A 22,004-nucleotide genomic window follows, 5' to 3' on the forward strand; every position below is an offset into this window, starting at 1 on the left:
TTCCTTGTAATCAATCTATTTAAGTTAAGTTGTTATTTAGGTTAACCAAACCTGGTCTTAAGAAGTCTCATATAGCATCACAATTTAGTAAACGTTAATTCAAAAGAATTACTATACTTTACAAAGAGCGCCTTTCGAGGTGTTCTTTTTGATTTAAAAACAGTAATCTCATTGTAAACTGGACAATTCCTCCATCATCTTAAATAGTAGTTTCAAAGCATTCCAAATTGTTTTTTTAAAATATCTATCTGAATCAAATAAACAATTGGTAGTAACTTTTTAGGGTGAAAAAGGTACAATTGAGGGCTTCCTTGCTTACAAGTTTTTCTATGTGCTATACTTGTACATAATTGAATGGAAGAATGATATTGGAGAAAAGATGATATGAAATATGCCAAACATGGAGTCGCTATCCTGTTCCTGTTATATTTATTTGTTTTTGGGATCGAAGGTCTTGGTATCTACCTAACTGGAGTTTTCAAGGGTGATGTAAGTTTTCTTTATTTCATCTATTTGATTCTCTACTCTTTGCTACTCATCGCCATTCTATTTTGGTTTAAAAGACAGAAGATAGCCACCCATTCAAACAGACAGAAATGGAAGTGGTCCTATCTGGGGTATTTTGCTTTGGTGCTTTTGTGGTTCTTTTTTGAAAGATGGGTGCTGCAAACTTTTCAAGATTTTCTCGTTCCTGTCGTTCATCAAACAAAATTGCCAGCCTCTATTTATCTAAATGGCCCCGGTATTTCGGGTACTCTATTTTTTATCCTGGCAACCGTTACATCTCCCATGATTGAAGAATTTATTTTTAGAGGATATCTGATGAATGTCTTCTTTAAAGAGAGTAAATTTCATTTAGATGTTTTGCTTTCAGGCTTTCTCTTTGCGGCCTTTCATCTGATCCATCAATATCGGGACCCTGTAACCTTTTCTCTTTATTTCTGTTCAGGGTTCTTCTTTGCAGCTGTCTATAAGAAGCATAAAGATATCCGTTTACCGATTTTCTTACATGCCTTTAGCAACTTTCTTACATTTTGGAAACCGATCTGGATTTTTATCTTCAACTATATCTACTGGCATTTTCTTGTTTAATATCTATTGTCTTTAAAGTGGGCATAAAATGGGAAATTAGAAATCAGAGTGTAGTATAATAGTCATAGATGATGAACTTTAAAATGAGAAGTATATAGAAGAGAATTAGCAACATGAAAAACATCCTCAAAACCTACCCAGTTGTCAGTACTTTAACTTTCATTTGTTTATTGTTAGGAATTCTCACTTCTATTTATGGGAATGCTATGTACGACCTATTGGCCTTTCATTCAAAACCGGTTTATTATTGGCAGTATATGAGTGGAACCTTGATGCATGGAAGTAAAGGAGCCCCCCTCTGGTTTTTATGGGTACATCTATTTTTAAATGGGCTCATGATTCTACCTTTTGGCGGATTACTGGAAAGGAAAAGAGGCTCCAAACATGTCTTGCTTGTTTTTGTTACCGCGACAGTCATCTCTTCCATCGCCTTTCACTTCTTAACACAGGGGCAAAAAATTCAGGCGACGGGGATTTCTGCGGTTGGCTATGCTTTTATAACTGGAGGAGTCATACTTTTACCGAATATTTGGCAAGAATTTTCATGCACCGTAAAACTGTATTATCTTTTCTTAATCCTTCTAGCTAGCCTGATGCTTTTACCAATGATCACCGGATGGATCTCGACTTGGCTCCATCTTTCGGGGGTTGCTAGTTACCTTTTGGTTTTATCTTCAGCCACTATCTTAAGAAAAAATGCTTTAGTGATCCGTTGATTGATCATGATATTGAGATTTACAGGCATTCAAGAGATTCTCTTGGATGTCTTCTTTTTGTTTGTAAAACTGAACCTTTTCTAAAACATTTAAGCGATTTTAAGGGGAATGTGCTACAATGGAAGCAAATAAATAGAATGGAGCAGTGAAATGAAAGCAATTATTACAGTCGTCGGAAAAGACCAAAAAGGAATCGTAGCGGGTGTTGCGACTAAGGTGGCAGAGTTGGGACTCAATATCGATGATATTTCCCAGACCGTATTGGATGAGTACTTCACTATGATGGCGGTTGTGACATCGGATGAGAAAAAAGATTTCACACAGCTTCGTTCAGAATTAGAAGAATTCGGTCAGTCTCTTCATGTAAAAATCAATATCCAGAGCGCTGCGATTTTTGATGCCATGCACAATTTGTAAGAGTGAGGTGGTAGAAATATGGACATTAAACAGGTAACAGAAACCATTGCCATGATTGAGGAGCAGAACTTTGATGTTCGGACCATCACCATGGGAATCTCACTGCTAGATTGTATTGATCCAGATATCGATAAGGCGGCTGAAAAAGTCTACCAGAAGATTGTAACAAAGGCCAAGGACTTAGTAGCTGTCGGGGATGAGATTGCAGCAGAACTCGGCATTCCGATTGTGAATAAGCGGGTTTCGGTCACTCCTATATCCATTATTGGAGCAGCAACCAATGCGACAGACTATGTGCCCTTTGCCAAGGCGCTGGATCGTGCGGCTAAAGAAGTTGGGGTCAACTTTATCGGTGGCTTCTCAGCCCTGGTTCAAAAAGGCTACCAAAAGGGGGATGAAATCCTTATCAACTCCATACCTCGCGCTCTAGCAGAGACGGACTTTGTCTGCTCTTCGGTTAACATTGGTTCCACTAAGACAGGGATCAATATGACAGCTGTCCGAGACATGGGCCGTATCATTAAAGAAGCTTCCCAAGCAGATCCGATGGGGCCAGGGAAACTGGTGGTCTTTGCTAATGCAGTAGAAGATAATCCTTTTATGGCAGGGGCTTTCCACGGTGTCGGTGAAGCGGATGTTGTCATCAACGTTGGGGTTTCTGGTCCTGGTGTTGTCCAACGGGCGATTGAAAAAGTTCCAGGTGCAAGCTTTGATGTATTGGCTGAAACCGTTAAGAAGACTGCTTTCAAGATTACTCGTGTTGGGCAATTGGTTGGTCAAATGGCTAGTGAACGTCTCGGTGTGGAGTTTGGGATTGTAGACTTGTCTCTCGCGCCAACGCCAGCTGTTGGGGATTCGGTTGCCCGTGTCCTCGAAGCTATGGGGCTTGAAGTAGTAGGAACCCATGGAACTACTGCAGCGCTCGCTCTGCTCAATGACCAAGTGAAAAAAGGTGGCATCATGGCTTGTAACCAAGTCGGTGGTTTGTCAGGTGCCTTCATTCCGGTCTCAGAAGATGAGGGGATGATTGCGGCGGTCCAATCGGGTCATATCAACCTGGAAAAATTGGAAGCCATGACTGCCATCTGTTCAGTTGGTCTGGATATGATTGCCATCCCGGCTGATACTCCAGCTACGACGATTGCGGCTATGATTGCCGATGAAGCAGCTATCGGAGTGATCAACCAAAAGACAACAGCGGTTCGGATTATTCCTTATGGAGAAGAAGGCGATATGTTAGAACTTGGAGGACTTCTTGGATCTGCCCCCGTTATGAAAGTTAACAAAGCTTCGTCAGCTGACTTTATCGCCCGTGGTGGTCAAATTCCAGCCCCAGTTCATAGTTTTAAAAATTAAAAAATAGCCCTGGAGCATACTGTTTGCTCAGGGCTTTTACTGTTGACCAAGGTAGTGAAAGTGAATCTAGAGGTCATCGCTGCCAGTTTCCTTATAAAAAATGATATAATAGAAGAACGTAAAAGGAGATCACATGGCGAAAACAAGATTATTTATTATTCGGCATGGAAAAACCATGTTTAATACGCTAGGTCGTGCTCAAGGTTGGTCGGATACGCCTTTAACTGCTCAAGGAGAAGAAGGTATCCGTGAATTGGGAGTTGGGTTGAGAGAATCTGGTTTGGACTTTGTCCGTGCTGTTTCCAGTGATTCAGGTCGCGCCATTCAAACCATGGGGATTGTTTTAAACGAGCTTGGGCTCACAGATCAGATTCCTTATACTTTCAACAAAAAGATCCGGGAATGGTGTTTTGGAAGTTTTGATGGTGCCTATGGAGGAGAGCTGTTCCGTGGAGTCGTTCCCCGTGTTCTGGATATAGAAGACTACAAGAAGTTAACACTAGAAGAGTTAGCGAATGGGATCTACAAAGTGGATACAGCCGGTTGGGCTGAACCATGGGATGTGTTAAAAAAACGGATTGTAGATGGTTTTGAAGAGATTGCTAAAGAAGTTGAAGCTAAGGGTGGTGGAAATGTTCTTGTTGTCAGTCATAGTATGACCATCGGTTCCTTTGTGTGCATTTTAAATCCAGAGATTGTGTTAGATCCAAGGGTTGAAAATGGCAGTGTTACCCTGGTAGAATACGAGAATGGACACTTCTCTATCCAGACTATCGGAGATGAATCTTATCGCAAGCTAGGTGCTAACTGGTTAGAGGCCCACTCAGAAGAAATTGATGTAAAAAAATAAGATATATTATATAAGAAGAAAACAATTGCAGGAGGATAGAAATGGCAAAGACAAAATTGTATATTGCCCGTCACGGAAAAACCATGTTTAATACGATCGGTCGCGCCCAAGGGTGGTCCGATAGTCCCTTGACGGAAGCTGGCGAACGAGGGATTCATGAATTAGGGATTGGTCTGCGTCAAGCAGGAATCCAGTTCCAACAAGCTGTGTCCAGTGACTCTGGTCGAACCATTCAAACCATGGGGATTGTGCTAGAAGAATTAGGGTTAACAGGTAAAATTCCTTATCGCTATGATAAGCGTATTCGCGAATGGTGTTTTGGAAGCTTTGATGGCGCCTACGATGGAGAACTCTTTATGGGGGTTCTGCCACGTGTCTTTCGGGTCGATGATTTCCATCATTTGAGCTTGATGGAGTTGGCTGAAGGAATTGTCGAAGTGGATACAGCAGGCTGGGCAGAGTCTTGGGAAACTCTTCGCGATCGAATTTTGGAAGGCTTTACGGCAATTGCCAAGGATGTTGAGTCTCAAGGTGGTGGCAATGCCATCGTGGTCAGTCATGGGATGACCATCAGCACCTTGATTTACCTGATTGATCCAAAGGCTTTTAAAGAATTGGTCTTGGACAATGGTAGTGTGACTGTTATTGAGTATGAGGATGGCCAATTTAAACTAGAAGCAGTTGGAGATATGTCATACCGACAGGTTGGAGCAAAATTGTTAGAGGAAGATCATGACTAAATACAAACTTGCCAAGAAAAGAGAAAAGAAAGTTAGCTGGATCGTGCTCTGCTGTTTAGGTCTCTGTCTGATCGGAGCAGGAGTGGGTATTTTCTATTTGAAACCTCAATGGCTTCATATGAGCGCTGTTGAAGATAAAAAAGTAGAAACAACCACTCCAAAAAAAGTTGAAAAAAAGGAAGAAAAACCTAAAACAGACCTTCCTCAAGCTTCTAGCAAGGATTGGAACCTAGTCCTGGTCAATCGGGACAACAAGTTAGCCGAGCTGAACCCTCAGTTAGTTGATGTTGAAGAAATCAAGGTGGATAGTCGGATTGCAGAACAAACGAAACAGTTTCTAGCAGCGGCGAGAGCTGTCGCGCCTGAAGAATCCTTGATTTCGGGTTATCGAAGTGTGGAGGAGCAAACAGAACTCTATAATGAGCGGGTAGCGCAGTTAGAAGCTACGGGTCTTTCTCATGAGGAGGCAGAAGCTCAAGCACAAGCTCAAGTACAGGTTCCAGGTGCTAGTGAACACCAAACGGGTCTTGCGATTGATATGAGTGCTCCAAATGGACAGTCTGAAGAGGTAGCCCAGCAGATTATTGCTTTGGCTCCCCAGTATGGTTTTGTTCTCCGCTATCCAGAAGGGAAAAATGCGATTACAGGTGTGGACTATGAAAACTGGCATTTCCGCTACGTTGGTGTAGAAAATGCCCAGTATATGGTCAAGCATCAGCTGGTTTTAGAAGAATACATTCAAAAATTGAAAGAAGCAGGTTTATAGGCTTTTTTAGACAAGTATCGGTCTTAAGAATGATTTTTAGCACTCTTTGAAAAAGAGTGCTAATTTTTTGGATTTTTCTCTTGACTTTCTTTTGAGAGGGTGTATAATAGAATCATATCTTAGCACTTGAGTGTTTAGAGTGCTAAAAATGAAAGAGAGGTGAGGTCATGGTTACAGAACGTCAAAATGAGATTCTAAATCTTGTCGTCGATATCTTTACCAAGACCCACGAACCGGTCGGTTCAAAAGCACTACAAGATGTCATTCAATCCAGTAGTGCGACCATCCGAAACGACATGGCTGCTCTCGAAAAGCAAGGCTTATTAGAAAAGGCCCATACTTCGAGTGGTCGAATGCCTAGCCGAGCTGGTTTCCAATATTTTGTTCAGAACTCGCTCGATCTAGAGTTGATTGATGAGCAAGATGTCTACCAGGTAGTGAAGGCCTTTGATTTCGAAGCCTTTAAGTTAGACGATATCTTGGATGCTACGGCCAAGTTACTAGCCCAGATGACGGGCTACACCGCAGTGATTCAGGATGTGGAGCCGACACGGCAGCGCTTGACGGGTTTTGAGATTGTCCCATTATCCAACCACGATGCCTTAGCAGTTCTGACCTTGGATGAATCAAAGCCTGTCACCGTACAGTTTGCTATTCCAAAGAATTTCTTAACCAGTGACTTGGAAATCTTCCATCAGCTAGTTCAAGAACGTTTCATTGGAAATGCGGTCTTGGATATCCACTACCGCCTGCGGACGGAGATTCCACAGATTGTACAGCGCTATTTCAAGACGACAGACAACGTTTTGGATCTATTCGATTACGTCTTCTCGCAATTGTTTCAAGAATTGGTCTTTGTAGAAGGAAAGGTTTCATCTTTGAGTTATGCCGATCTTCAGACCTATCAGTTCTTAGATAATCCCCAACATGTGGCCTTGGAGTTACGAGGGGGAATGCCAGAAGACCAAATGACCCAGATCCTGGTTGCGGAATCCCAAGAGAAGGCCTTGAAAAATGTGACGGTCATTAGTCACAAGTTCCTGGTTCCTTATCGTGGGATGGCCCTCATGCATGTGATTGGTCCTGTAGAGATGGATTACAGGCGTGTGATTAGCCTGGTCAATGTCATCGGCCGAGTACTGGTCATGAAGTTGACGGATTACTACCGTTATCTCAACAGCAACCATTATGAAGTAAATTAAGACCAAATGAAAGGGGTGTATGCCTTGACAGAAGATATCAAAAAAGAAGACGTGAAAGAAGAGGAAGTTGCCCAAACAACTGAAGAAGTTGTAGAGGAAAGCAACCAACCTTCTGAGTTAGAAAAAGCACAAGCGCGTGCCGAGGAATTTGAAAACAAATACCTTCGTGCTCATGCAGAAATGCAAAACATTCAGCGCCGTGCTAATGAAGAACGTCAGCAATTACAAAAATACCGTAGCCAAGATTTGGCCAAAGCGATCTTACCATCACTGGACAACCTCGAACGTGCCCTTGCCGTCGAAGGATTGACAGATGATGTCAAAAAAGGACTAGAAATGGTGCAAGAAAGCTTGGTACATGCTTTGAAAGAAGAAGGGATCGAAGAAATTGCAGCAGACGGAGAATTTGACCATAACTATCATATGGCTATTCAAACCGTTCCAGCTGATGACGAACATCCAGCAGACACCATCGCACAAGTCTTCCAAAAAGGCTACAAACTCCATGACCGCATCCTGCGCCCAGCCATGGTAGTTGTCTACAACTAGGATACAAAGCCCGTAAAAAGCTCACAGTAAAAATAGGAGATTGACGAAGTGTTCGATGAACACAAGGAAATCTATCTTTTTTACCCAGAGCTTAGGGCGTGTTCAACTAGGATACCTTGTCCGAAACGACACTAAACTATGAAAGAAAGATAAGATGCAAGCCGGAGGCTTGCAAGGAAGATATTTCCCGCAGTGGTGAAAGTTTCAGTAGCTTGTGCTACTGAAGCAGGGGATTTTTGAGACAGTAGGCTCAAAAATAAGTGATGAAATCCCAAAGGGAGTTGCTCACGTCCCCACCACTTAAGGGAAAATATCAAAAAGAAAAAAAGAAGATAAATTTAAGGAGAAAAACACATGTCTAAAATTATTGGTATTGACTTAGGTACAACAAACTCAGCAGTAGCAGTTCTTGAAGGAACTGAATCAAAAATCATCGCAAACCCAGAAGGGAACCGTACAACTCCATCTGTAGTTTCTTTCAAAAACGGTGAAATCATCGTTGGTGACGCTGCAAAACGTCAAGCAGTCACAAACCCAGATACAGTCATCTCTATCAAATCTAAGATGGGTACTTCTGAAAAAGTTTCTGCTAACGGGAAAGAATACACTCCACAAGAAATCTCAGCGATGATTCTTCAATATTTGAAAGGTTATGCTGAAGAATACCTTGGTGAAAAAGTAACCAAGGCTGTTATCACAGTTCCAGCTTACTTTAACGATGCTCAACGTCAAGCAACTAAAGATGCTGGTAAAATCGCTGGCCTTGAAGTAGAACGTATCGTCAACGAACCAACTGCAGCAGCTCTTGCTTACGGTTTGGATAAGACTGACAAAGAAGAAAAAATCTTAGTATTCGACCTTGGTGGTGGTACATTTGACGTATCTATCCTTGAACTCGGTGATGGTGTCTTTGATGTATTGGCAACTGCAGGGGACAACAAACTCGGTGGTGACGACTTTGACCAAAAAATCATCGACTACTTAGTAGCAGAATTCAAGAAAGAAAATGGTATCGACTTGTCAAACGACAAGATGGCTGTTCAACGTTTGAAAGACGCAGCTGAAAAAGCGAAGAAAGACCTTTCTGGTGTAACTTCAACACAAATCAGCTTGCCATTTATCACTGCTGGTGAGGCTGGACCTCTTCATTTGGAAACGACTTTGACTCGTGCTAAATTCGACGATTTGACTCGTGACCTTGTAGAACGTACAAAAACTCCAGTTCGCCAAGCCCTTTCAGATGCAGGTTTGAGCTTGTCAGAAATCGACGAAGTCATCCTTGTTGGTGGTTCAACTCGTATCCCTGCCGTTGTTGAAGCTGTTAAAGCTGAAACTGGTAAAGAACCAAACAAATCAGTGAACCCTGACGAAGTAGTGGCTATGGGTGCTGCGATCCAAGGTGGTGTGATCACTGGTGATGTGAAAGATGTTGTCCTTCTTGACGTAACGCCATTGTCACTTGGTATCGAAACAATGGGTGGAGTCTTTACAAAACTCATCGACCGCAACACTACTATTCCAACATCTAAATCACAAGTCTTCTCAACTGCAGCAGACAACCAACCAGCCGTTGATATCCACGTACTTCAAGGGGAACGCCCAATGGCAGCAGATAACAAGACTCTTGGACGTTTCCAATTGACAGATATCCCAGCTGCACCTCGTGGAATCCCACAAATCGAAGTAACATTTGACATCGATAAGAACGGTATCGTATCTGTTAAGGCTAAAGACCTTGGAACTCAAAAAGAGCAAACAATCGTTATCCAATCGAACTCAGGTTTGACAGACGAAGAAATCGACCGCATGATGAAAGATGCAGAAGCAAACGCTGAAGCAGATAAGAAACGTAAAGAAGAAGTTGACCTTCGTAACGAAGTAGACCAAGCTATCTTTGCGACTGAAAAGACAATCAAAGAAACTGAAGGCAAAGGCTTCGATGCAGAACGTGATGCTGCACAAGCTGCCCTTGATGAGCTTAAGAAAGCCCAAGAAGACAACAACTTGGACGAAATGAAAGCAAAACTTGAAGCATTAAACGAAAAAGCTCAAGGACTTGCGGTTAAACTCTACGAACAAGCAGCAGCAGCGCAACAAGCCCAAGCAGGAGCAGAAGGCGCACAAGCAACAGGAAACGCAGGCGATGACGTCGTAGACGGAGAGTTTACGGAGAAATAAAATAGTCCAGTGGACTATTTTATCCCGAGCTTGAAAATCGGGGAGCGAGGCGTTAAGAATGACTGTTCACTCTAATGATTGGCATTCTATGGCAATCGCTATAGCGACTTGCCTAAACGCCTAACTAGTAAATGATAAAGAAATCCAGAGGTTGTAACCCAGCCTCTGTTTTTCGGTAAAAAGGGAATAAACCTGATTGATGTAGGGTTTGTTTCACAATAACAATGGAAAGGAACAAAGAGCATTCGGGGAATTGAACCTGAGTTCTGAAGTTTCTTACTCAATATGAAAGAAAGGAACTGAACCCGACCTAAATTCTCGGAAAAAAGATAAATCTGTCTAGGAGCATCGCTCCTGCGTCAGATTTCCTATTTTTCAGTCGAATTTTACGGTCTTGGTATCTTAAATGAACAATACTGAATTTTATGACCGTTTGGGCGTTTCAAAGAATGCGTCTCAAGATGAGATCAAGAAAGCCTATCGGAAATTATCTAAAAAATATCACCCAGATATCAACAAAGAACCTGGTGCTGAGGACAAGTACAAGGAAGTTCAAGAAGCCTATGAGACTTTAAGTGACGAACAAAAGCGGGCAGCTTATGACCAATACGGTGCTGCAGGAGCCAACGGTGGTTTTGGTGGCTTCGGTGGCGGAGCTGGTGGTTTCGGTGGTTTTGATGGTACTGGTTTTGGTGGCTTTGAGGACATTTTCTCAAGCTTCTTTGGAGGTGGCGGTGCAAGTCGCAATCCCAATGCTCCACGTCAGGGAGATGATCTTCAGTACCGCGTAAACCTCAAGTTTGAAGAAGCCATCTTTGGAACTGAGAAGGAAGTGAAGTACCATCGGGAAGCTAGCTGTCAGACATGCGAAGGCACTGGTGCTAAACCAGGAACAAGTCCCGTAACTTGTGGACGCTGTCATGGTTCTGGGGTGATCAATGTGGATACGCAAACCCCTCTAGGAATGATGCGCCGTCAGGTAACCTGTGATGTCTGTCACGGACGTGGTCAAGAAATCAAAGAACCTTGTACTACCTGTCATGGGACTGGTCACGAGAAGCAAGCCCACAGTGTCAATGTGAAAATCCCTGCTGGGGTTGAAACTGGGCAACAAATTCGCCTTTCTGGTCAAGGAGAAGCTGGCTTTAACGGAGGTCCATACGGAGATCTTTATGTGGTGGTCAATGTTGAGCCAAGCGACAAATTTGAACGGGATGGATCAACTATCTACTATAAATTGAACTTGAATGTTGTTCAGGCTGCCCTTGGAGATACGGTTCATGTACCAACGGTTCATGGGGATGTTGACTTGGTCATCCCAGAAGGAACCCAGACTGGTAAGAAATTCCGCCTCCGTGGCAAGGGAGCACCAAGCTTGCGTGGTGGCTCTGTAGGAGATCAATATGTATCTGTTAATGTGGTGACACCAACAGGTCTAAATGACAAGCAAAAAGAAGCCCTTCGTGCATTTGCGGAAGCAAGTGATTTGAAGGTCAACCCAAAGAAAAAAGGCTTCTTTGATAAGGTTAAAGATGCCTTGGATGATTTATAAAATAAAAGAAGATTTGGTTTTTCCAATCTTCTTTTTTTATCAAGAAAAACACCTCCGAAACCAAAGGCTTCAGAGGTGTGGCAAAAGAATCAAATTAAACAAGACCTTGGGCAATCATCGCATTTGCGACATTTTCAAAGGCTGCGATATTAGCACCCGCAAGGTAATCTTTACCAAGACCGTAGGTTTCTGCAGTTGTTTTAGCAGTGTTGAAGATGTTGGTCATGATGTCTTTCAAGCGTCCATCCACTTCTTCACGTGTCCATGAAAGGCGGAGGCTGTTTTGGCTCATTTCAAGAGCAGATACAGCAACCCCACCAGCATTGGCAGCTTTAGCAGGTCCGTAAAGGATGCCGTTTTCTTTGTAGACTTTGATCGCATCAAGGTCGCTAGGCATGTTGGCTCCTTCAGAAACAACTTTTACCCCTTGAGCAACCAAGCGTTTCGCTGCTTCACCGTTGATCTCGTTTTGAGTTGCACATGGAAGAGCGATATCATAGTTACCAGCGTAAGTCCATACAGATCCTTCGTAGTAAGTAGCAGTTGGTTTTTCTGCAGCATACTCAGTCAAACGAGCACGACGTTTTTCTTTGACGTCTGTCAGAAGGTCAAAGTCAATACCGTTTTCGTCGATCACGTAACCGTTTGAGTCAGATACAGAGATAACAGTTGCACCAAGTTCAGTTGCTTTTTGAAGAGCGTATTGGGCAACGTTACCAGAACCTGAGATCACGACTTTCTTACCAGCAAAGCTGTCGCCATTGGCTTTGAGCATTTCCTCCGTATAGTAAACCAAACCATAACCAGTTGCTTCTGGACGGATCAAGCTACCACCGAAACCAAGAGGTTTACCAGTCAAGACACCAGCATCAAATTGGCGAAGGCGTTTGTATTGACCGTAAAGGTAACCAATCTCACGTCCACCAACCCCGATATCACCAGCTGGGACATCAAGAGAAGGACCGATGTGTTTTTGCAATTCAGTCATGAAGCTTTGGCAGAAACGCATCACTTCAGCCTCTGTTTTCCCTTTAGGATCGAAGTCAGATCCACCTTTACCACCACCGATAGGAAGACCAGTCAAAACGTTTTTAAAGATTTGTTCGAAGCCGAGGAATTTCAAGATCCCTTGGTTTACAGTTGGGTGGAAACGAAGTCCGCCTTTGTAAGGACCGACAGCTGAATTGAATTGAACACGGTAACCGCGGTTAACTTGAACTTTTCCGTCACGGTCAACCCAAGGAACACGGAAAGAAATTACGCGCTCAGGCTCAGTGATACGTGCCAAGATGTTTTCTTCGATGTATTCTGGATGTTTTTCAAATACAGGTTCCAAAGTGCCGAGGAATTCTTCAACAGCTTGAAGGAATTCCGCTTCATGGCCGTTGCGAGCTTTTACGGTTTCGAAAGTGCTTTGGATATATTCTTTTGCAGTTGTCATCATGTTTCTCCTTTTTTCATTGAAACGAATTCCAGCAGGTTAGCGAACTTACTGGTATATGGAGGCACTGCTGAAAGCAATGTCATGTTTTATTACGTCGATAATTATAGCAGACTTTTATTGACTTGTAAAGAAAAAAGTTGAATTTTCTGAAAATTTTCACAACTACCTATAAAGTGGGAAAAAATGGATGCGAAAGGATGATAGGATTGGAAAAATGTCTGATTTTTCCCCTCTATATAGAAAATAAATGGATAACATTTATGGTAATTTTTTCTATTTCCGGACGATCCTTGTTCTTTTTTAGTTTTCTAGCCATGAATCCTTCTTTTCGTGCTATAATGGCTGTAAGAATTCATTTTAAGGAGAAGAAGATGGTATCGACAAAGACGCAAATTGCTGGTTTTGAATTTGACAACTGCCTGATGAATGCGGCAGGTGTGGCCTGTATGACCACTGAGGAATTAGAAGAAGTGAAGAATTCGGCTGCTGGGACCTTTGTGACCAAGACAGCTACCTTGGAGTTCCGTTCTGGAAATCCAGAGCCACGCTACCAAGATGTCCCACTGGGCTCAATCAATTCGATGGGGCTACCTAACCAAGGCTTGGACTATTATTTGAATTACCTATTGGAGTTGCAAGAAACAGATCCCGATCGGACTTTCTTCCTATCTCTTGTCGGCATGTCTCCTGAGGAAACCCATATCATCTTGAAAAAGGTGCAAGAAAGTGATTTTAAAGGTTTGACTGAATTGAACCTTTCCTGCCCCAATGTCCCAGGAAAACCTCAGATCGCCTATGATTTTGAGACGACGGATCGGATCTTGTCAGAGGTCTTCGCCTATTTCACCAAACCTCTTGGGATCAAGTTGCCACCTTATTTTGATATCGTTCATTTCGACCAAGCTGCAGCGATCTTTAACAAATACCCGCTCAAGTTTGTCAATTGCGTCAATTCGATTGGAAATGGCCTTTACATCGAGGATGAATCCGTTGTGATCCGTCCGAAGAACGGCTTTGGTGGGATTGGTGGCGAATACATCAAACCAACGGCTCTGGCCAATGTCCATGCCTTTTACCAACGGTTGAATCCAGAAATTCAGATTGTGGGGACAGGTGGCGTCTTGACCGGTCGCGATGCCTTTGAGCATATCCTTTGTGGAGCTAGTATGGTGCAAATCGGAACCACACTTCATAAAGAAGGAGTAGGGGCTTTCGAGCGCATTACTGCGGAACTCAAAGACATCATGGAAGAAAAAGGCTACCAAAGTCTAGAAGACTTCCGTGGGAAACTGCACTACATTGACTAATCCTTCGAAAAGAACTTCCTCAAGTGGATACTTGGGGATTTTTTATGGATTCTTGTCAAGAGAGAGAATCTGTTCCTAGTTTTAAAGATTTTCCATTTTTATAGAGAGAAAAAGGTGTACAATGGAGGTGAGAAGGAAGGTGATTGCTATGGGAGAAAGGGATGTGATTCAAGAGGCAAAGACCATGATCAAAACTCTCCAAACAGCCTTTTCTAGGGAATGCAAAACCAGTCCAGATGCCCTTCGATTTGAGGGAAATCTAAATCATATTTTGGAAGTTTTAGTGAAGGCAAGACAGGTAGACAATCGCCTGTTGATTGAGTTGGAAAAATTTTATCAAAGTACCAGTTTATTGATTGGCCTGGGTGAGCTCGGTTTGAGTGAAGAGGCCTATCAAGTCTGGCGAGCTTATGATCATTGGCATTATGAAGTTGTGAAGCCTCAGTTGCAGGTGTATGGACCAACGGTGCTTCTTTAATCTTGGCAACGGTGCTTAAGAAGGTCAGAGATTGAGAGGAGGTGTGGGATATGTCTCTCATGCATGATTTTTTCCATCAGTTTTTAGTATCTTTACGTAATCTTGGTTACTCGCTCTTTTTCTTATTTGAAAAATAAGTGGGAGTGCCTTTATCCCTTTTACTAGTATAGTAGAAGGGATTTTTGATGCGGAATGCTTGAAAATCTGAGGCTCTTAGATTATGATGGAGCTAATAGATGTCAAGCGTTCCACATAGGGAATGCAGGAAGCGAGGAAAAAAGATGGCAGAGATTTATCTAGCAGGTGGCTGTTTTTGGGGCTTAGAGGAGTATTTCTCTCGGATCTCGGGTGTAGAAAAGACGACGGTGGGCTATGCCAATGGCCAGGTAGAAACGACCAATTACCAACTGATCAAGGAAACGGATCATGCAGAGACCGTACAAGTCATCTACGATCCAGATAAGATTTCCTTACGAGCGATTCTGCTCTACTATTTCCGGGTGATCGATCCCTTGTCCATGAACAAGCAGGGAAATGATCGAGGTCGCCAGTACCGGACCGGTGTCTATTACCTGGACGATGCGGACCGTGAGGTGATCGCCCAAGTGTTTGCGGAAGAAGAGAAGCAACTGGGACGCAAAATAGCGGTTGAACTAGAACCCCTGCGCCACTATATTTTGGCGGAGGACTACCATCAAGACTACCTCAAGAAGAATCCTGGGGGCTATTGCCATATCGATGTGACGGATGCTGACCAACCCTTGATTGATCCAGCAACCTATCCCAAGCCCAGTCAAGAGGAATTAAAGGCACGATTGACAGAGGAGCAGTACCAAGTCACTCAAGAGAGTGCGACAGAGCGACCTTTCCACAATGCCTATGACCAGACCTTTGAAGAGGGAATCTATGTGGACATTACGACTGGAGAGCCTCTTTTCTTTGCCAAGGATAAGTTTGCGTCTGGCTGTGGATGGCCGAGTTTCTCTCGCCCTATTGCCAAAGATGTCATTCATTATTACCAGGATCATAGCCACGGGATGGAGCGGATTGAAGTTCGTTCCCGCTCAGGCAATGTCCATCTCGGTCATGTCTTTACCGATGGGCCAAGAGAGCAAGGTGGCCTTCGCTACTGTATCAATTCGGCCTCTCTGCGCTTTATTCCTAAAGAGGAGATGGAGGTAGAGGGATACGGGGATCTACTCAAGCAGATGCACTAAAAGAATGATGGAGAGGGGGTGTAAGCCCTCTTTTTAGTCCCTCCATTTATCTATACATGGAAGTTTAGGTCAGTCTGTTTTCTTTTGTCAAAATTGTGTTACAATGAAAAAAAGGCCTGACAGATGACGGAGGGGCCTTTGGCAAGAGCAAGAGAAATGGATAGGAAGAGAAGAAAATGAAGAATTGGAAGGATCTCCTAAAGAGATGGAGTGAGCTCGGGAAAGATATCCTCAGGATGCTCAATGAATGGCTTGATATTGGCTTGGGAAAGGTGACTGCTTTTCGCTTGACCAACGAACAGTTTGTCTACGGTTTACTGATTACAGTATTTGCGGCAGCAAATCTGGTCTTGTGGGTTCAAAAATGGAATGGTTTTCCTATTACAGCGCTAGAAATGCCGGAAGTCGTTGAAAAGCAAGAAGAAATTCATCCGGATCAGTTACCGCATACGGCTCGGATCATGGCAAATGGAGATCAACTCTACCATGACTTGATTTACATGAGCGCCGCCAAGGAAGATGGAAGCTATGATTTTTCTGAGAATTATCACTATGCTCAGGAATGGTTGAAGCAAGGGGATCTGGTCTTGGGAGATTTTGAAGGAACCATCAATTCGGATTATGGACTTTCGGGTTATCCACTTTTCAATGCCCCTGGTGCGGTCGTTGCTTCGATTAAGGATGCAGGCTATCAGGTGATGGACCTGGGGCATAACCATATCCTCGATTCTGGCTTGGAAGGACTGTTTTCGACGGCCAAGGCCTTTGAAGATGCAGGGATCCAAACGGTTGGTGTCTATCCGCATGAGACGCGAGACCAAGCCCCTATCCTGATCAAGGAAGTAAATGGAATCAAGATTGCAATTTTGGCTTATTCCTACGGCTTTAATGGGATGGAAGCTTATTTAGATCAAGAAGATTATGACAATCGTTTGTCGGACCTCAACGAGGAACGTATGCGCAAGGAAATCCAAAAGGCTGAAACGGAGGCAGATCTTACGATCGTTATGCCACAGATGGGAATTGAGTACGACCTAGAGCCAACAGAGGAACAAAAGGAACTATACCATAAGATGATTTCTTGGGGAGCTGATATTGTCTTGGGTGGCCATCCTCACGTCGTCCAACCTGCTGAGATTGTGGATAAGGATGGGCAACAGAAATTAATTGTTTATTCTATGGGGAATTTCCTTTCCAACCAGCGCATGGAAACCATGGAAGGGATAGACAATGCCCAATGGACTGAACGGGGTGTCCTGATGGATATAACTATTGAGAAGGTAGGGCGCAAGACACGGATCAAAACGGCCGCAGCTCATCCTACTTGGGTCAACCGGACGCCAAAGGACAGTTATTCTCCTGAAGGCTATGAACTCTATCATTTCCAGACCTATATCTTGGAGGACTGGATTGAAGGAGGCAAGTATCGGGATCAATTGGATGATGAAACAAAGGTGCGTGTCGATACAGCCTACCAGGAAGTGAAAGAACGTGTGAATTTGAATTGGGAGTAGGAAGGGGCGGATTAAGAAATGGATAAACTTGGATGGTTACCAATTGGATTTGTTGGACTGATCATCATTATGGTTCTAACAAATCGGATAGCAACGATTCGTCTGAGAAAAAATTTAGCCAAGGCTTGGGAGGGAAAACCTTTTTTTATAAAAAATGATAGTGAAGAGAGTTTAGTGGAAACGATGCTTTTGGCATCTACACTACAACCAACAGATAGTCAAGTGGATGGTCAAACTTGGCATGATTTAGACATGCATAGAGTCTTTGATCAGCTGAACCATACACAGTCTAGTATTGGGGCAGAGGCCTTGTATCAGAAGATGCGTTTGTTAAACTTTCAACCAGATGCATCTTTGCAGGAGTTAGAAGATTTCTTTGAACATCACCCGGATCTTCGTCTGAAGGTTCAGGTTGTTATGAACCAGTTAGGAAAAAAGAACCACAATATGGCTAGAAGTATTGTGGCGAATCCAGGGAAGCAAGATTCGAGGATCTATCTTTCTCTCTATATTTTTTTAGCGTGTTTGCCAGTCCTCTCTCTTTTCTTTCTTCCGTTTTTTAAAATTCAAGCCTTGTCAGTCTTGATAGCGAGTGTGACGTTTAATATCATTTTTTCGAGCGTTCGGAATTGGTCGAATACAATGCGCTTGGATCAAGTTAGTTACCTGGTTCGCATCTTTGCTTCAGCGGAAAAGTTGAGTCGTTTAGCGCTTCCGAAACAAGAAGCACTCAAACAGGCTGTCCAACCATTTAAGAAGACGAAAGTCATTTCCAGCATCTTACAAAGTCCAACAGGAAGCTCCGAGATGGAAATTATCCTGATTTACCTTAATTTTCTTTTCTTAATTCCGCAGATTGCCCAGATCTATATCTATCAGCAAGTGAGGGCTCATCAGAAAGAAGCGCAGGAAACAATCAATCTTTTGGGGGAATTGGAAGTAGCTATTAGCCTTCTACGCCATAAGCGTGATGGTAAATTGGTCTGTCATCCCTATTTTAAACAAGATGGAGGGATCAAAGGTAAGAGGATCTACCATCCTTTACTAACGGATCCGGTTGCTAATGACGTTAGTTTTGAAAAAAATATGGTGATCAGTGGAGATAATGCCTCAGGGAAATCCACTTATTTGAAAATGGTAGCCATTAACTGTATTTTAGCGCAGGGCTTGGGCTTCGCCTATGGCGAAAGTTTGGAGCTTTCTTATGGACATGTCATGACCTCTATGGATGTCAGCGATGATATTGAGATTGGAGATAGCTATTTTATTACAGAGAGCAAAACGATTCTCCGAATGATTGAGAGTCTGGAAAAGTCTGGCTTTCATTATTTCTTTATCGATGAACTCTTTAAGGGAACCAATACCATTGAGCGAATTGGGTCTGGCTTGGGCATTGTCCGCTGGCTATCGAGACACGATTGCCTGTATATGATTTCGAGCCATGATATTGAGCTAGTTGCGGCATCTGGTGCAGTAAATGATAATTATCATTTCGATAGTCGCTATGTTGACGGGAAAATCGTCTTTGATTATCAGATAAAGCAGGGAGCTGCAGTAACGAAGAATGCGGTCAATACATTAAAAAGCCTCCATTTTCCTTCAGAAATCACTCAAACTTCCCAAGAATTAATTGGACAATATGAAAAGACAGGGAAATGGTCTTTAAATAGAATGTTGAGTGATAAAGAGGAAGGTCGCTAGGCTTTATCAGACCTTCTGTTGTAAAAAATAAAAAGCACATAAAACGCAAACTTCACTTGTGTTTCATGTGCTTTTATTATTTGATCTATTGGTTAAAGACAAGCTTTTCGGTATTGGCTTGGAGTGACCTGATAGTATTTTTTGAACTGGCGATTAAAGTTTGAGAGGTTGTTGAAGCCAGATTGGCTCGCAATATCAATGATTGCCAGATCGGAATGCTGGAGGAGATGGGCAGCTTTTTTCAGCCGATATTGGATGATATACTCCATACAAGAAATCCCTAATTGTTTCTTAAAGAAATTCATAAAGTGGGTCGGGCTAAAATGACACAATTCTGCTAAGTGCTCAATCATGAGCTCCTCTTGGTAATGGTTCGAAATATGGTCGAGGACCAAACGAATTTTTTCTTCTCTCCGATAAGCATCCGTTGAAAACTTCTTCTCGACAATATAGTGGTGAGAAAAGAGGAGATAGAGGAGTTCATTGAGCTGGGATTTGAGTCGGAGTTCATAGAAGGGGCCTTGTTCTCTTCCGTTTGCCATACAGGTCAAGAGGCTCTGTTTGATTTTTTCGTAACCGGGTGATTGGGCTTGGATGCGTCGAACAAATTCAAAATCACCATTGTAGAGGGGTTGTAAATATTTTAGAGTGGCAATGTTTTTATGGGTAATCCCAATCAGGTCTAGATTAAAATGGAGGACATTCATGGTATGGGAAGAACTCTGGATGGGATGAATGGAGTGAAGGGCATTGGGCCGGATCAAAATAATATCACCAGGCTGGCTATTAAAATATTCATAATCGATATGGAATTGAGCAGTCCCTTCGTTGACATAAATAATCTCAATATCAGTGTGCCAATGAAATAAAATATCCGGTTGGCCATTTTGAGTGCTAATCTGTTTAATTGAAAAAGGGAAATCGCTATTGGTAAAGGATGTTTGGCGGTATAAGGTCTTTGTGTTCATGCCTACCTCTTAGATCTTTTTCGGGAGTAGCAGACGCTTTGACTAGGTGTGAGAGAGGGTCCGCTAGTTACTTCATACAGGGAAAATCTACTATCTATATTATAATAAAATTGGACCAAAAATTAAAGAGGATTCAGTGGAATTTCTAAAATTTTAAGGAAGGCGAAAAGGGAGCGCTTGTGGGAGAGAAGGCTCCAAAATGATGAGGGAATGGTGTATAATAGGGAAAAGGTAGAAAGAGGTGGCGGTATGTTACAAATGATTGCGACAGACATGGACGGTACTCTGATGGACGAGCAAGGAGAGGTTGACCGTGAGCGTTTGAGCTGCATCTTGGATCAGCTAGACCAAAGAGGGATTCCCTTTGTCATTGCGACAGGGAATGGCTATAGCCGTATGGCTCATGTATTGGGAGAGCTGAAAGATCGCGTCACCTTGGTGTTGGCCAATGGGGCACGGATATTAGAAAAGGGAAAGCTTATCCGAGAGTGTAGCTGGTCGGAAGAACTAGTGCAGGAGGTCTTGCAGTATCTAGAAGGTCGAGAAGAAGAACTCCATCTGGTCGTTAGTAGCTTATCGGGAGGCTATGCCAAGAAAGGAACAGAGTTTCCTCTTTTAGAGCAATTGATGACGCCGGAGTTAGCAGTTGTTTTTTACAAACGGATGCGGTTTGTGGATGATCTGACCAAAGAGCATGGTGAGCAGGTTCTGAAGCTAAGTGTTGTCACTGACACTGAAAAAGTCGAAGCCTTTGTGCAAGAGTTGCGAAAAGAGTTTGGGGAGCGCCTGCTTCCAGCAGCTAGTGGCTATGGAGCTATTGATATTCTGCAACCGGAAGTCAATAAGGCCACAGCCATTCAATTCTTGGAAGAACGCTGGGGCGTAGATGGAGGTCGCCTAATGGCATTTGGCGATAGTCAAAACGATGTGGAAATGCTTGAGTTAGCGACCTATTCCTATGCAATGGAAAATGCGGATGCCCATGCTCGGAAAGTAGCCCGCTATATAGCGCCCTCTCATCAAGAAGGTGGGGTATATGAAATCATCGAAGCTTATTTGGACGGAAGACTAAGTTTCGACTAGGCGAGTATCCTACCTTGCACAGTTTTTACCATACGAATCGAAAGGAGTCTTTATGGCTGTACAATTATTGGAGACTTGGCTGTTGAAAGAACAGGCAAAAATACAACAGAACTACCGAGAGCTGAATCAAAATCCTTTGAAGGAACCCGATATACTTTTTATAGGAGACTCTATCATCGAATACTATCCTCTTCAGGAGTTGCTTTTGACGGATCAGTATATGGTGAATCGGGGTATCAGAGGCTACAAGACAGACCTCTTAAGAGAGCATCTAGATGCCCATATTTTTGGGCAAGCAGTGGACAAGGTCTTTTTGCTGATTGGGAGCAATGATATCGGTAAGGAAATGCCCCTGTCAGAAACCATCGATAACATGAGCATCATCCTGCAGGAGATGGTACGACTCTTGCCTTTGGCGCAAATCAAACTCGTTTCGGTTCTTCCTGTGAATGAGGGAGAGTCCTATAAGGGGACGGTCTATATCCGGACCAATCAGAAGATTCAGACCTTGAACCAGGCCTACCACGAATTGGCGCAAGGGATGATAAATGTTGAATTTATCAATGTTTTTGACCATTTGCTTGGAGAGGATGGTCAGCTCAAACCGGCTTATACAACAGATGGCCTTCATTTAACAATTGAAGGATACAGGATCTTGAGTAAGGCTCTTCAAAACGAAATATAACCCATCCTAGCAAGGGAAATGATTTTCCAGCTAGGATTTTTTAACGCTTTCCATATAACAGTTTGAGGAAGTACTCTATTTTGTACCAATTTTATAACAAGCAAAAACCTTGTTTTTATGCAGTTTTTTGACTTCTGTTATAAAATAGTTAATGGAAACAGAACAGATTTTTGCTTTTTGTTATGTAAT

General features: G+C 42.9%; 20 protein-coding genes. 18 read left to right on the forward strand and 2 right to left on the reverse strand.

The genetic code is table 11. The annotated features are described in order from the left end of the window. The first annotated feature begins 384 nt into the window (after positions 1–384). The 11 genes from HMPREF9421_RS03610 (at position 385) to dnaJ (ending at position 11,418) form a co-directional block, all read left to right on the forward strand. Positions 385–1,092: a CPBP family intramembrane glutamic endopeptidase gene (locus HMPREF9421_RS03610; RefSeq protein ID WP_006595625.1), complete on the forward strand. Its 708-nt coding sequence runs from the start codon at positions 385–387 to the stop codon at positions 1,090–1,092. A 113-nt stretch (positions 1,093–1,205) separates the two neighbouring features. Further along, the gene (locus HMPREF9421_RS03615; RefSeq protein WP_006595626.1) at positions 1,206–1,808 is read left to right on the forward strand and encodes a rhomboid family intramembrane serine protease; all 603 of its coding nucleotides are present in this window, start codon (positions 1,206–1,208) and stop codon (positions 1,806–1,808) included. Positions 1,809–1,958: 150 nt separating this feature from the next. Next, on the forward strand, positions 1,959–2,225 hold the full coding sequence (locus HMPREF9421_RS03620; RefSeq protein WP_006595627.1) for an ACT domain-containing protein: 267 nt from the start codon (positions 1,959–1,961) through the stop codon (positions 2,223–2,225). Between the two features lie 18 nt (positions 2,226–2,243). Beyond that, the gene (locus HMPREF9421_RS03625; protein WP_006595628.1) at positions 2,244–3,581 is read left to right on the forward strand and encodes a PFL family protein; all 1,338 of its coding nucleotides are present in this window, start codon (positions 2,244–2,246) and stop codon (positions 3,579–3,581) included. Positions 3,582–3,714: 133 nt separating this feature from the next. Continuing rightward, positions 3,715–4,431: a histidine phosphatase family protein gene (locus HMPREF9421_RS03630; RefSeq protein ID WP_006595629.1), complete on the forward strand. Its 717-nt coding sequence runs from the start codon at positions 3,715–3,717 to the stop codon at positions 4,429–4,431. 41 nt (positions 4,432–4,472) lie between these two features. Next, positions 4,473–5,171, forward strand: a complete 699-nt coding sequence (locus HMPREF9421_RS03635) for a histidine phosphatase family protein (RefSeq protein ID WP_006595630.1) — start codon at positions 4,473–4,475, stop codon at positions 5,169–5,171. Next, positions 5,164–5,937, forward strand: coding sequence for a M15 family metallopeptidase (locus tag HMPREF9421_RS03640; RefSeq protein ID WP_006595631.1), 774 nt, complete (start codon positions 5,164–5,166; stop codon positions 5,935–5,937). The genes HMPREF9421_RS03635 and HMPREF9421_RS03640 overlap by 8 nt, the downstream gene beginning before the upstream one ends. 167 nt (positions 5,938–6,104) lie before the next feature. Next, positions 6,105–7,139 (forward strand): heat-inducible transcriptional repressor HrcA, encoded by a 1,035-nt coding sequence (gene hrcA / locus HMPREF9421_RS03645; RefSeq protein ID WP_006595632.1) that lies wholly within the window; start codon positions 6,105–6,107, stop codon positions 7,137–7,139. Positions 7,140–7,163: 24 nt separating this feature from the next. Beyond that, complete coding sequence (grpE, locus tag HMPREF9421_RS03650; RefSeq protein WP_331250618.1) at positions 7,164–7,688, forward strand: nucleotide exchange factor GrpE; 525 nt, start codon at positions 7,164–7,166, stop codon at positions 7,686–7,688. A 354-nt stretch (positions 7,689–8,042) separates the two neighbouring features. Beyond that, positions 8,043–9,866: a molecular chaperone DnaK gene (dnaK, locus tag HMPREF9421_RS03655; protein WP_006595634.1), complete on the forward strand. Its 1,824-nt coding sequence runs from the start codon at positions 8,043–8,045 to the stop codon at positions 9,864–9,866. A gap of 406 nt (positions 9,867–10,272) precedes the next feature. After that, the gene (gene dnaJ / locus HMPREF9421_RS03660) at positions 10,273–11,418 is read left to right on the forward strand and encodes a molecular chaperone DnaJ (protein WP_006595635.1); all 1,146 of its coding nucleotides are present in this window, start codon (positions 10,273–10,275) and stop codon (positions 11,416–11,418) included. A 94-nt stretch (positions 11,419–11,512) separates the two neighbouring features. Here the strand turns inward: dnaJ and gdhA are convergent, their stop codons facing one another. After that, positions 11,513–12,859: an NADP-specific glutamate dehydrogenase gene (gene gdhA / locus HMPREF9421_RS03665; protein WP_006597171.1), complete on the reverse strand. Its 1,347-nt coding sequence runs from the start codon at positions 12,857–12,859 to the stop codon at positions 11,513–11,515. A gap of 374 nt (positions 12,860–13,233) precedes the next feature. On the opposite strand from gdhA, the gene HMPREF9421_RS03670 reads away from it, so the two are divergent. From HMPREF9421_RS03670 to HMPREF9421_RS03690, 5 genes are all read left to right on the forward strand, one after another. Further along, on the forward strand, positions 13,234–14,169 hold the full coding sequence (locus HMPREF9421_RS03670; protein WP_006597158.1) for a dihydroorotate oxidase: 936 nt from the start codon (positions 13,234–13,236) through the stop codon (positions 14,167–14,169). 148 nt (positions 14,170–14,317) lie between these two features. Beyond that, positions 14,318–14,647: a helicase BlpT gene (locus HMPREF9421_RS03675; RefSeq protein WP_231911636.1), complete on the forward strand. Its 330-nt coding sequence runs from the start codon at positions 14,318–14,320 to the stop codon at positions 14,645–14,647. Positions 14,648–14,928: 281 nt separating this feature from the next. Then, positions 14,929–15,864 (forward strand): peptide-methionine (R)-S-oxide reductase MsrB, encoded by a 936-nt coding sequence (gene msrB / locus HMPREF9421_RS03680; RefSeq protein WP_006595639.1) that lies wholly within the window; start codon positions 14,929–14,931, stop codon positions 15,862–15,864. 236 nt (positions 15,865–16,100) lie between these two features. Next, positions 16,101–17,378 carry a CapA family protein gene (locus tag HMPREF9421_RS03685; protein ID WP_231911651.1) on the forward strand — a complete coding sequence of 426 codons (1,278 nt, stop codon included), beginning with the start codon at positions 16,101–16,103 and terminating at the stop codon, positions 17,376–17,378. A gap of 18 nt (positions 17,379–17,396) precedes the next feature. Next, positions 17,397–19,079 carry a MutS-related protein gene (locus HMPREF9421_RS03690; protein ID WP_006595641.1) on the forward strand — a complete coding sequence of 561 codons (1,683 nt, stop codon included), beginning with the start codon at positions 17,397–17,399 and terminating at the stop codon, positions 19,077–19,079. Between the two features lie 92 nt (positions 19,080–19,171). Here the strand turns inward: HMPREF9421_RS03690 and HMPREF9421_RS03695 are convergent, their stop codons facing one another. Beyond that, positions 19,172–20,047: an AraC family transcriptional regulator gene (locus HMPREF9421_RS03695; protein ID WP_006595642.1), complete on the reverse strand. Its 876-nt coding sequence runs from the start codon at positions 20,045–20,047 to the stop codon at positions 19,172–19,174. Positions 20,048–20,296: 249 nt separating this feature from the next. Here HMPREF9421_RS03695 and HMPREF9421_RS03700 point away from each other — a divergent pair, with 249 nt between their 5' ends. Then, entirely contained in the window at positions 20,297–21,130 is an 834-nt protein-coding gene (locus tag HMPREF9421_RS03700; RefSeq protein ID WP_006597162.1) for a Cof-type HAD-IIB family hydrolase, read from the forward strand. Between the two features lie 52 nt (positions 21,131–21,182). Then, positions 21,183–21,815: an SGNH/GDSL hydrolase family protein gene (locus HMPREF9421_RS03705; protein WP_006595644.1), complete on the forward strand. Its 633-nt coding sequence runs from the start codon at positions 21,183–21,185 to the stop codon at positions 21,813–21,815. The last annotated feature ends 189 nt before the right edge of the window (positions 21,816–22,004 follow it).

It is taken from the genome of Streptococcus australis ATCC 700641, from assembly GCF_000186465.1.
GTDB lineage: Bacteria > Bacillota > Bacilli > Lactobacillales > Streptococcaceae > Streptococcus > Streptococcus australis.

Bases quoted from the DNA above. Each gene is read 5' to 3' on its own strand.
- HMPREF9421_RS03610 (WP_006595625.1), top strand. From the start codon at position 385: ATGAAATATGCCAAACATGGAGTCGCTATCCTGTTCCTGTTATATTTA.
- HMPREF9421_RS03615 (WP_006595626.1), top strand. From the start codon at position 1,206: ATGAAAAACATCCTCAAAACCTACCCAGTTGTCAGTACTTTAACTTTC.
- HMPREF9421_RS03620 (WP_006595627.1), top strand. From the start codon at position 1,959: ATGAAAGCAATTATTACAGTCGTCGGAAAAGACCAAAAAGGAATCGTA.
- HMPREF9421_RS03625 (WP_006595628.1), top strand. From the start codon at position 2,244: ATGGACATTAAACAGGTAACAGAAACCATTGCCATGATTGAGGAGCAG.
- HMPREF9421_RS03630 (WP_006595629.1), top strand. From the start codon at position 3,715: ATGGCGAAAACAAGATTATTTATTATTCGGCATGGAAAAACCATGTTT.
- HMPREF9421_RS03635 (WP_006595630.1), top strand. From the start codon at position 4,473: ATGGCAAAGACAAAATTGTATATTGCCCGTCACGGAAAAACCATGTTT.
- HMPREF9421_RS03640 (WP_006595631.1), top strand. From the start codon at position 5,164: ATGACTAAATACAAACTTGCCAAGAAAAGAGAAAAGAAAGTTAGCTGG.
- hrcA (WP_006595632.1), top strand. From the start codon at position 6,105: ATGGTTACAGAACGTCAAAATGAGATTCTAAATCTTGTCGTCGATATC.
- dnaK (WP_006595634.1), top strand. From the start codon at position 8,043: ATGTCTAAAATTATTGGTATTGACTTAGGTACAACAAACTCAGCAGTA.
- dnaJ (WP_006595635.1), top strand. From the start codon at position 10,273: ATGAACAATACTGAATTTTATGACCGTTTGGGCGTTTCAAAGAATGCG.
- gdhA (WP_006597171.1), bottom strand. From the start codon at position 12,859: ATGACAACTGCAAAAGAATATATCCAAAGCACTTTCGAAACCGTAAAA.
- HMPREF9421_RS03670 (WP_006597158.1), top strand. From the start codon at position 13,234: ATGGTATCGACAAAGACGCAAATTGCTGGTTTTGAATTTGACAACTGC.
- HMPREF9421_RS03675 (WP_231911636.1), top strand. From the start codon at position 14,318: ATGGGAGAAAGGGATGTGATTCAAGAGGCAAAGACCATGATCAAAACT.
- msrB (WP_006595639.1), top strand. From the start codon at position 14,929: ATGGCAGAGATTTATCTAGCAGGTGGCTGTTTTTGGGGCTTAGAGGAG.
- HMPREF9421_RS03685 (WP_231911651.1), top strand. From the start codon at position 16,101: ATGCTCAATGAATGGCTTGATATTGGCTTGGGAAAGGTGACTGCTTTT.
- HMPREF9421_RS03690 (WP_006595641.1), top strand. From the start codon at position 17,397: ATGGATAAACTTGGATGGTTACCAATTGGATTTGTTGGACTGATCATC.
- HMPREF9421_RS03695 (WP_006595642.1), bottom strand. From the start codon at position 20,047: ATGAACACAAAGACCTTATACCGCCAAACATCCTTTACCAATAGCGAT.
- HMPREF9421_RS03700 (WP_006597162.1), top strand. From the start codon at position 20,297: ATGTTACAAATGATTGCGACAGACATGGACGGTACTCTGATGGACGAG.
- HMPREF9421_RS03705 (WP_006595644.1), top strand. From the start codon at position 21,183: ATGGCTGTACAATTATTGGAGACTTGGCTGTTGAAAGAACAGGCAAAA.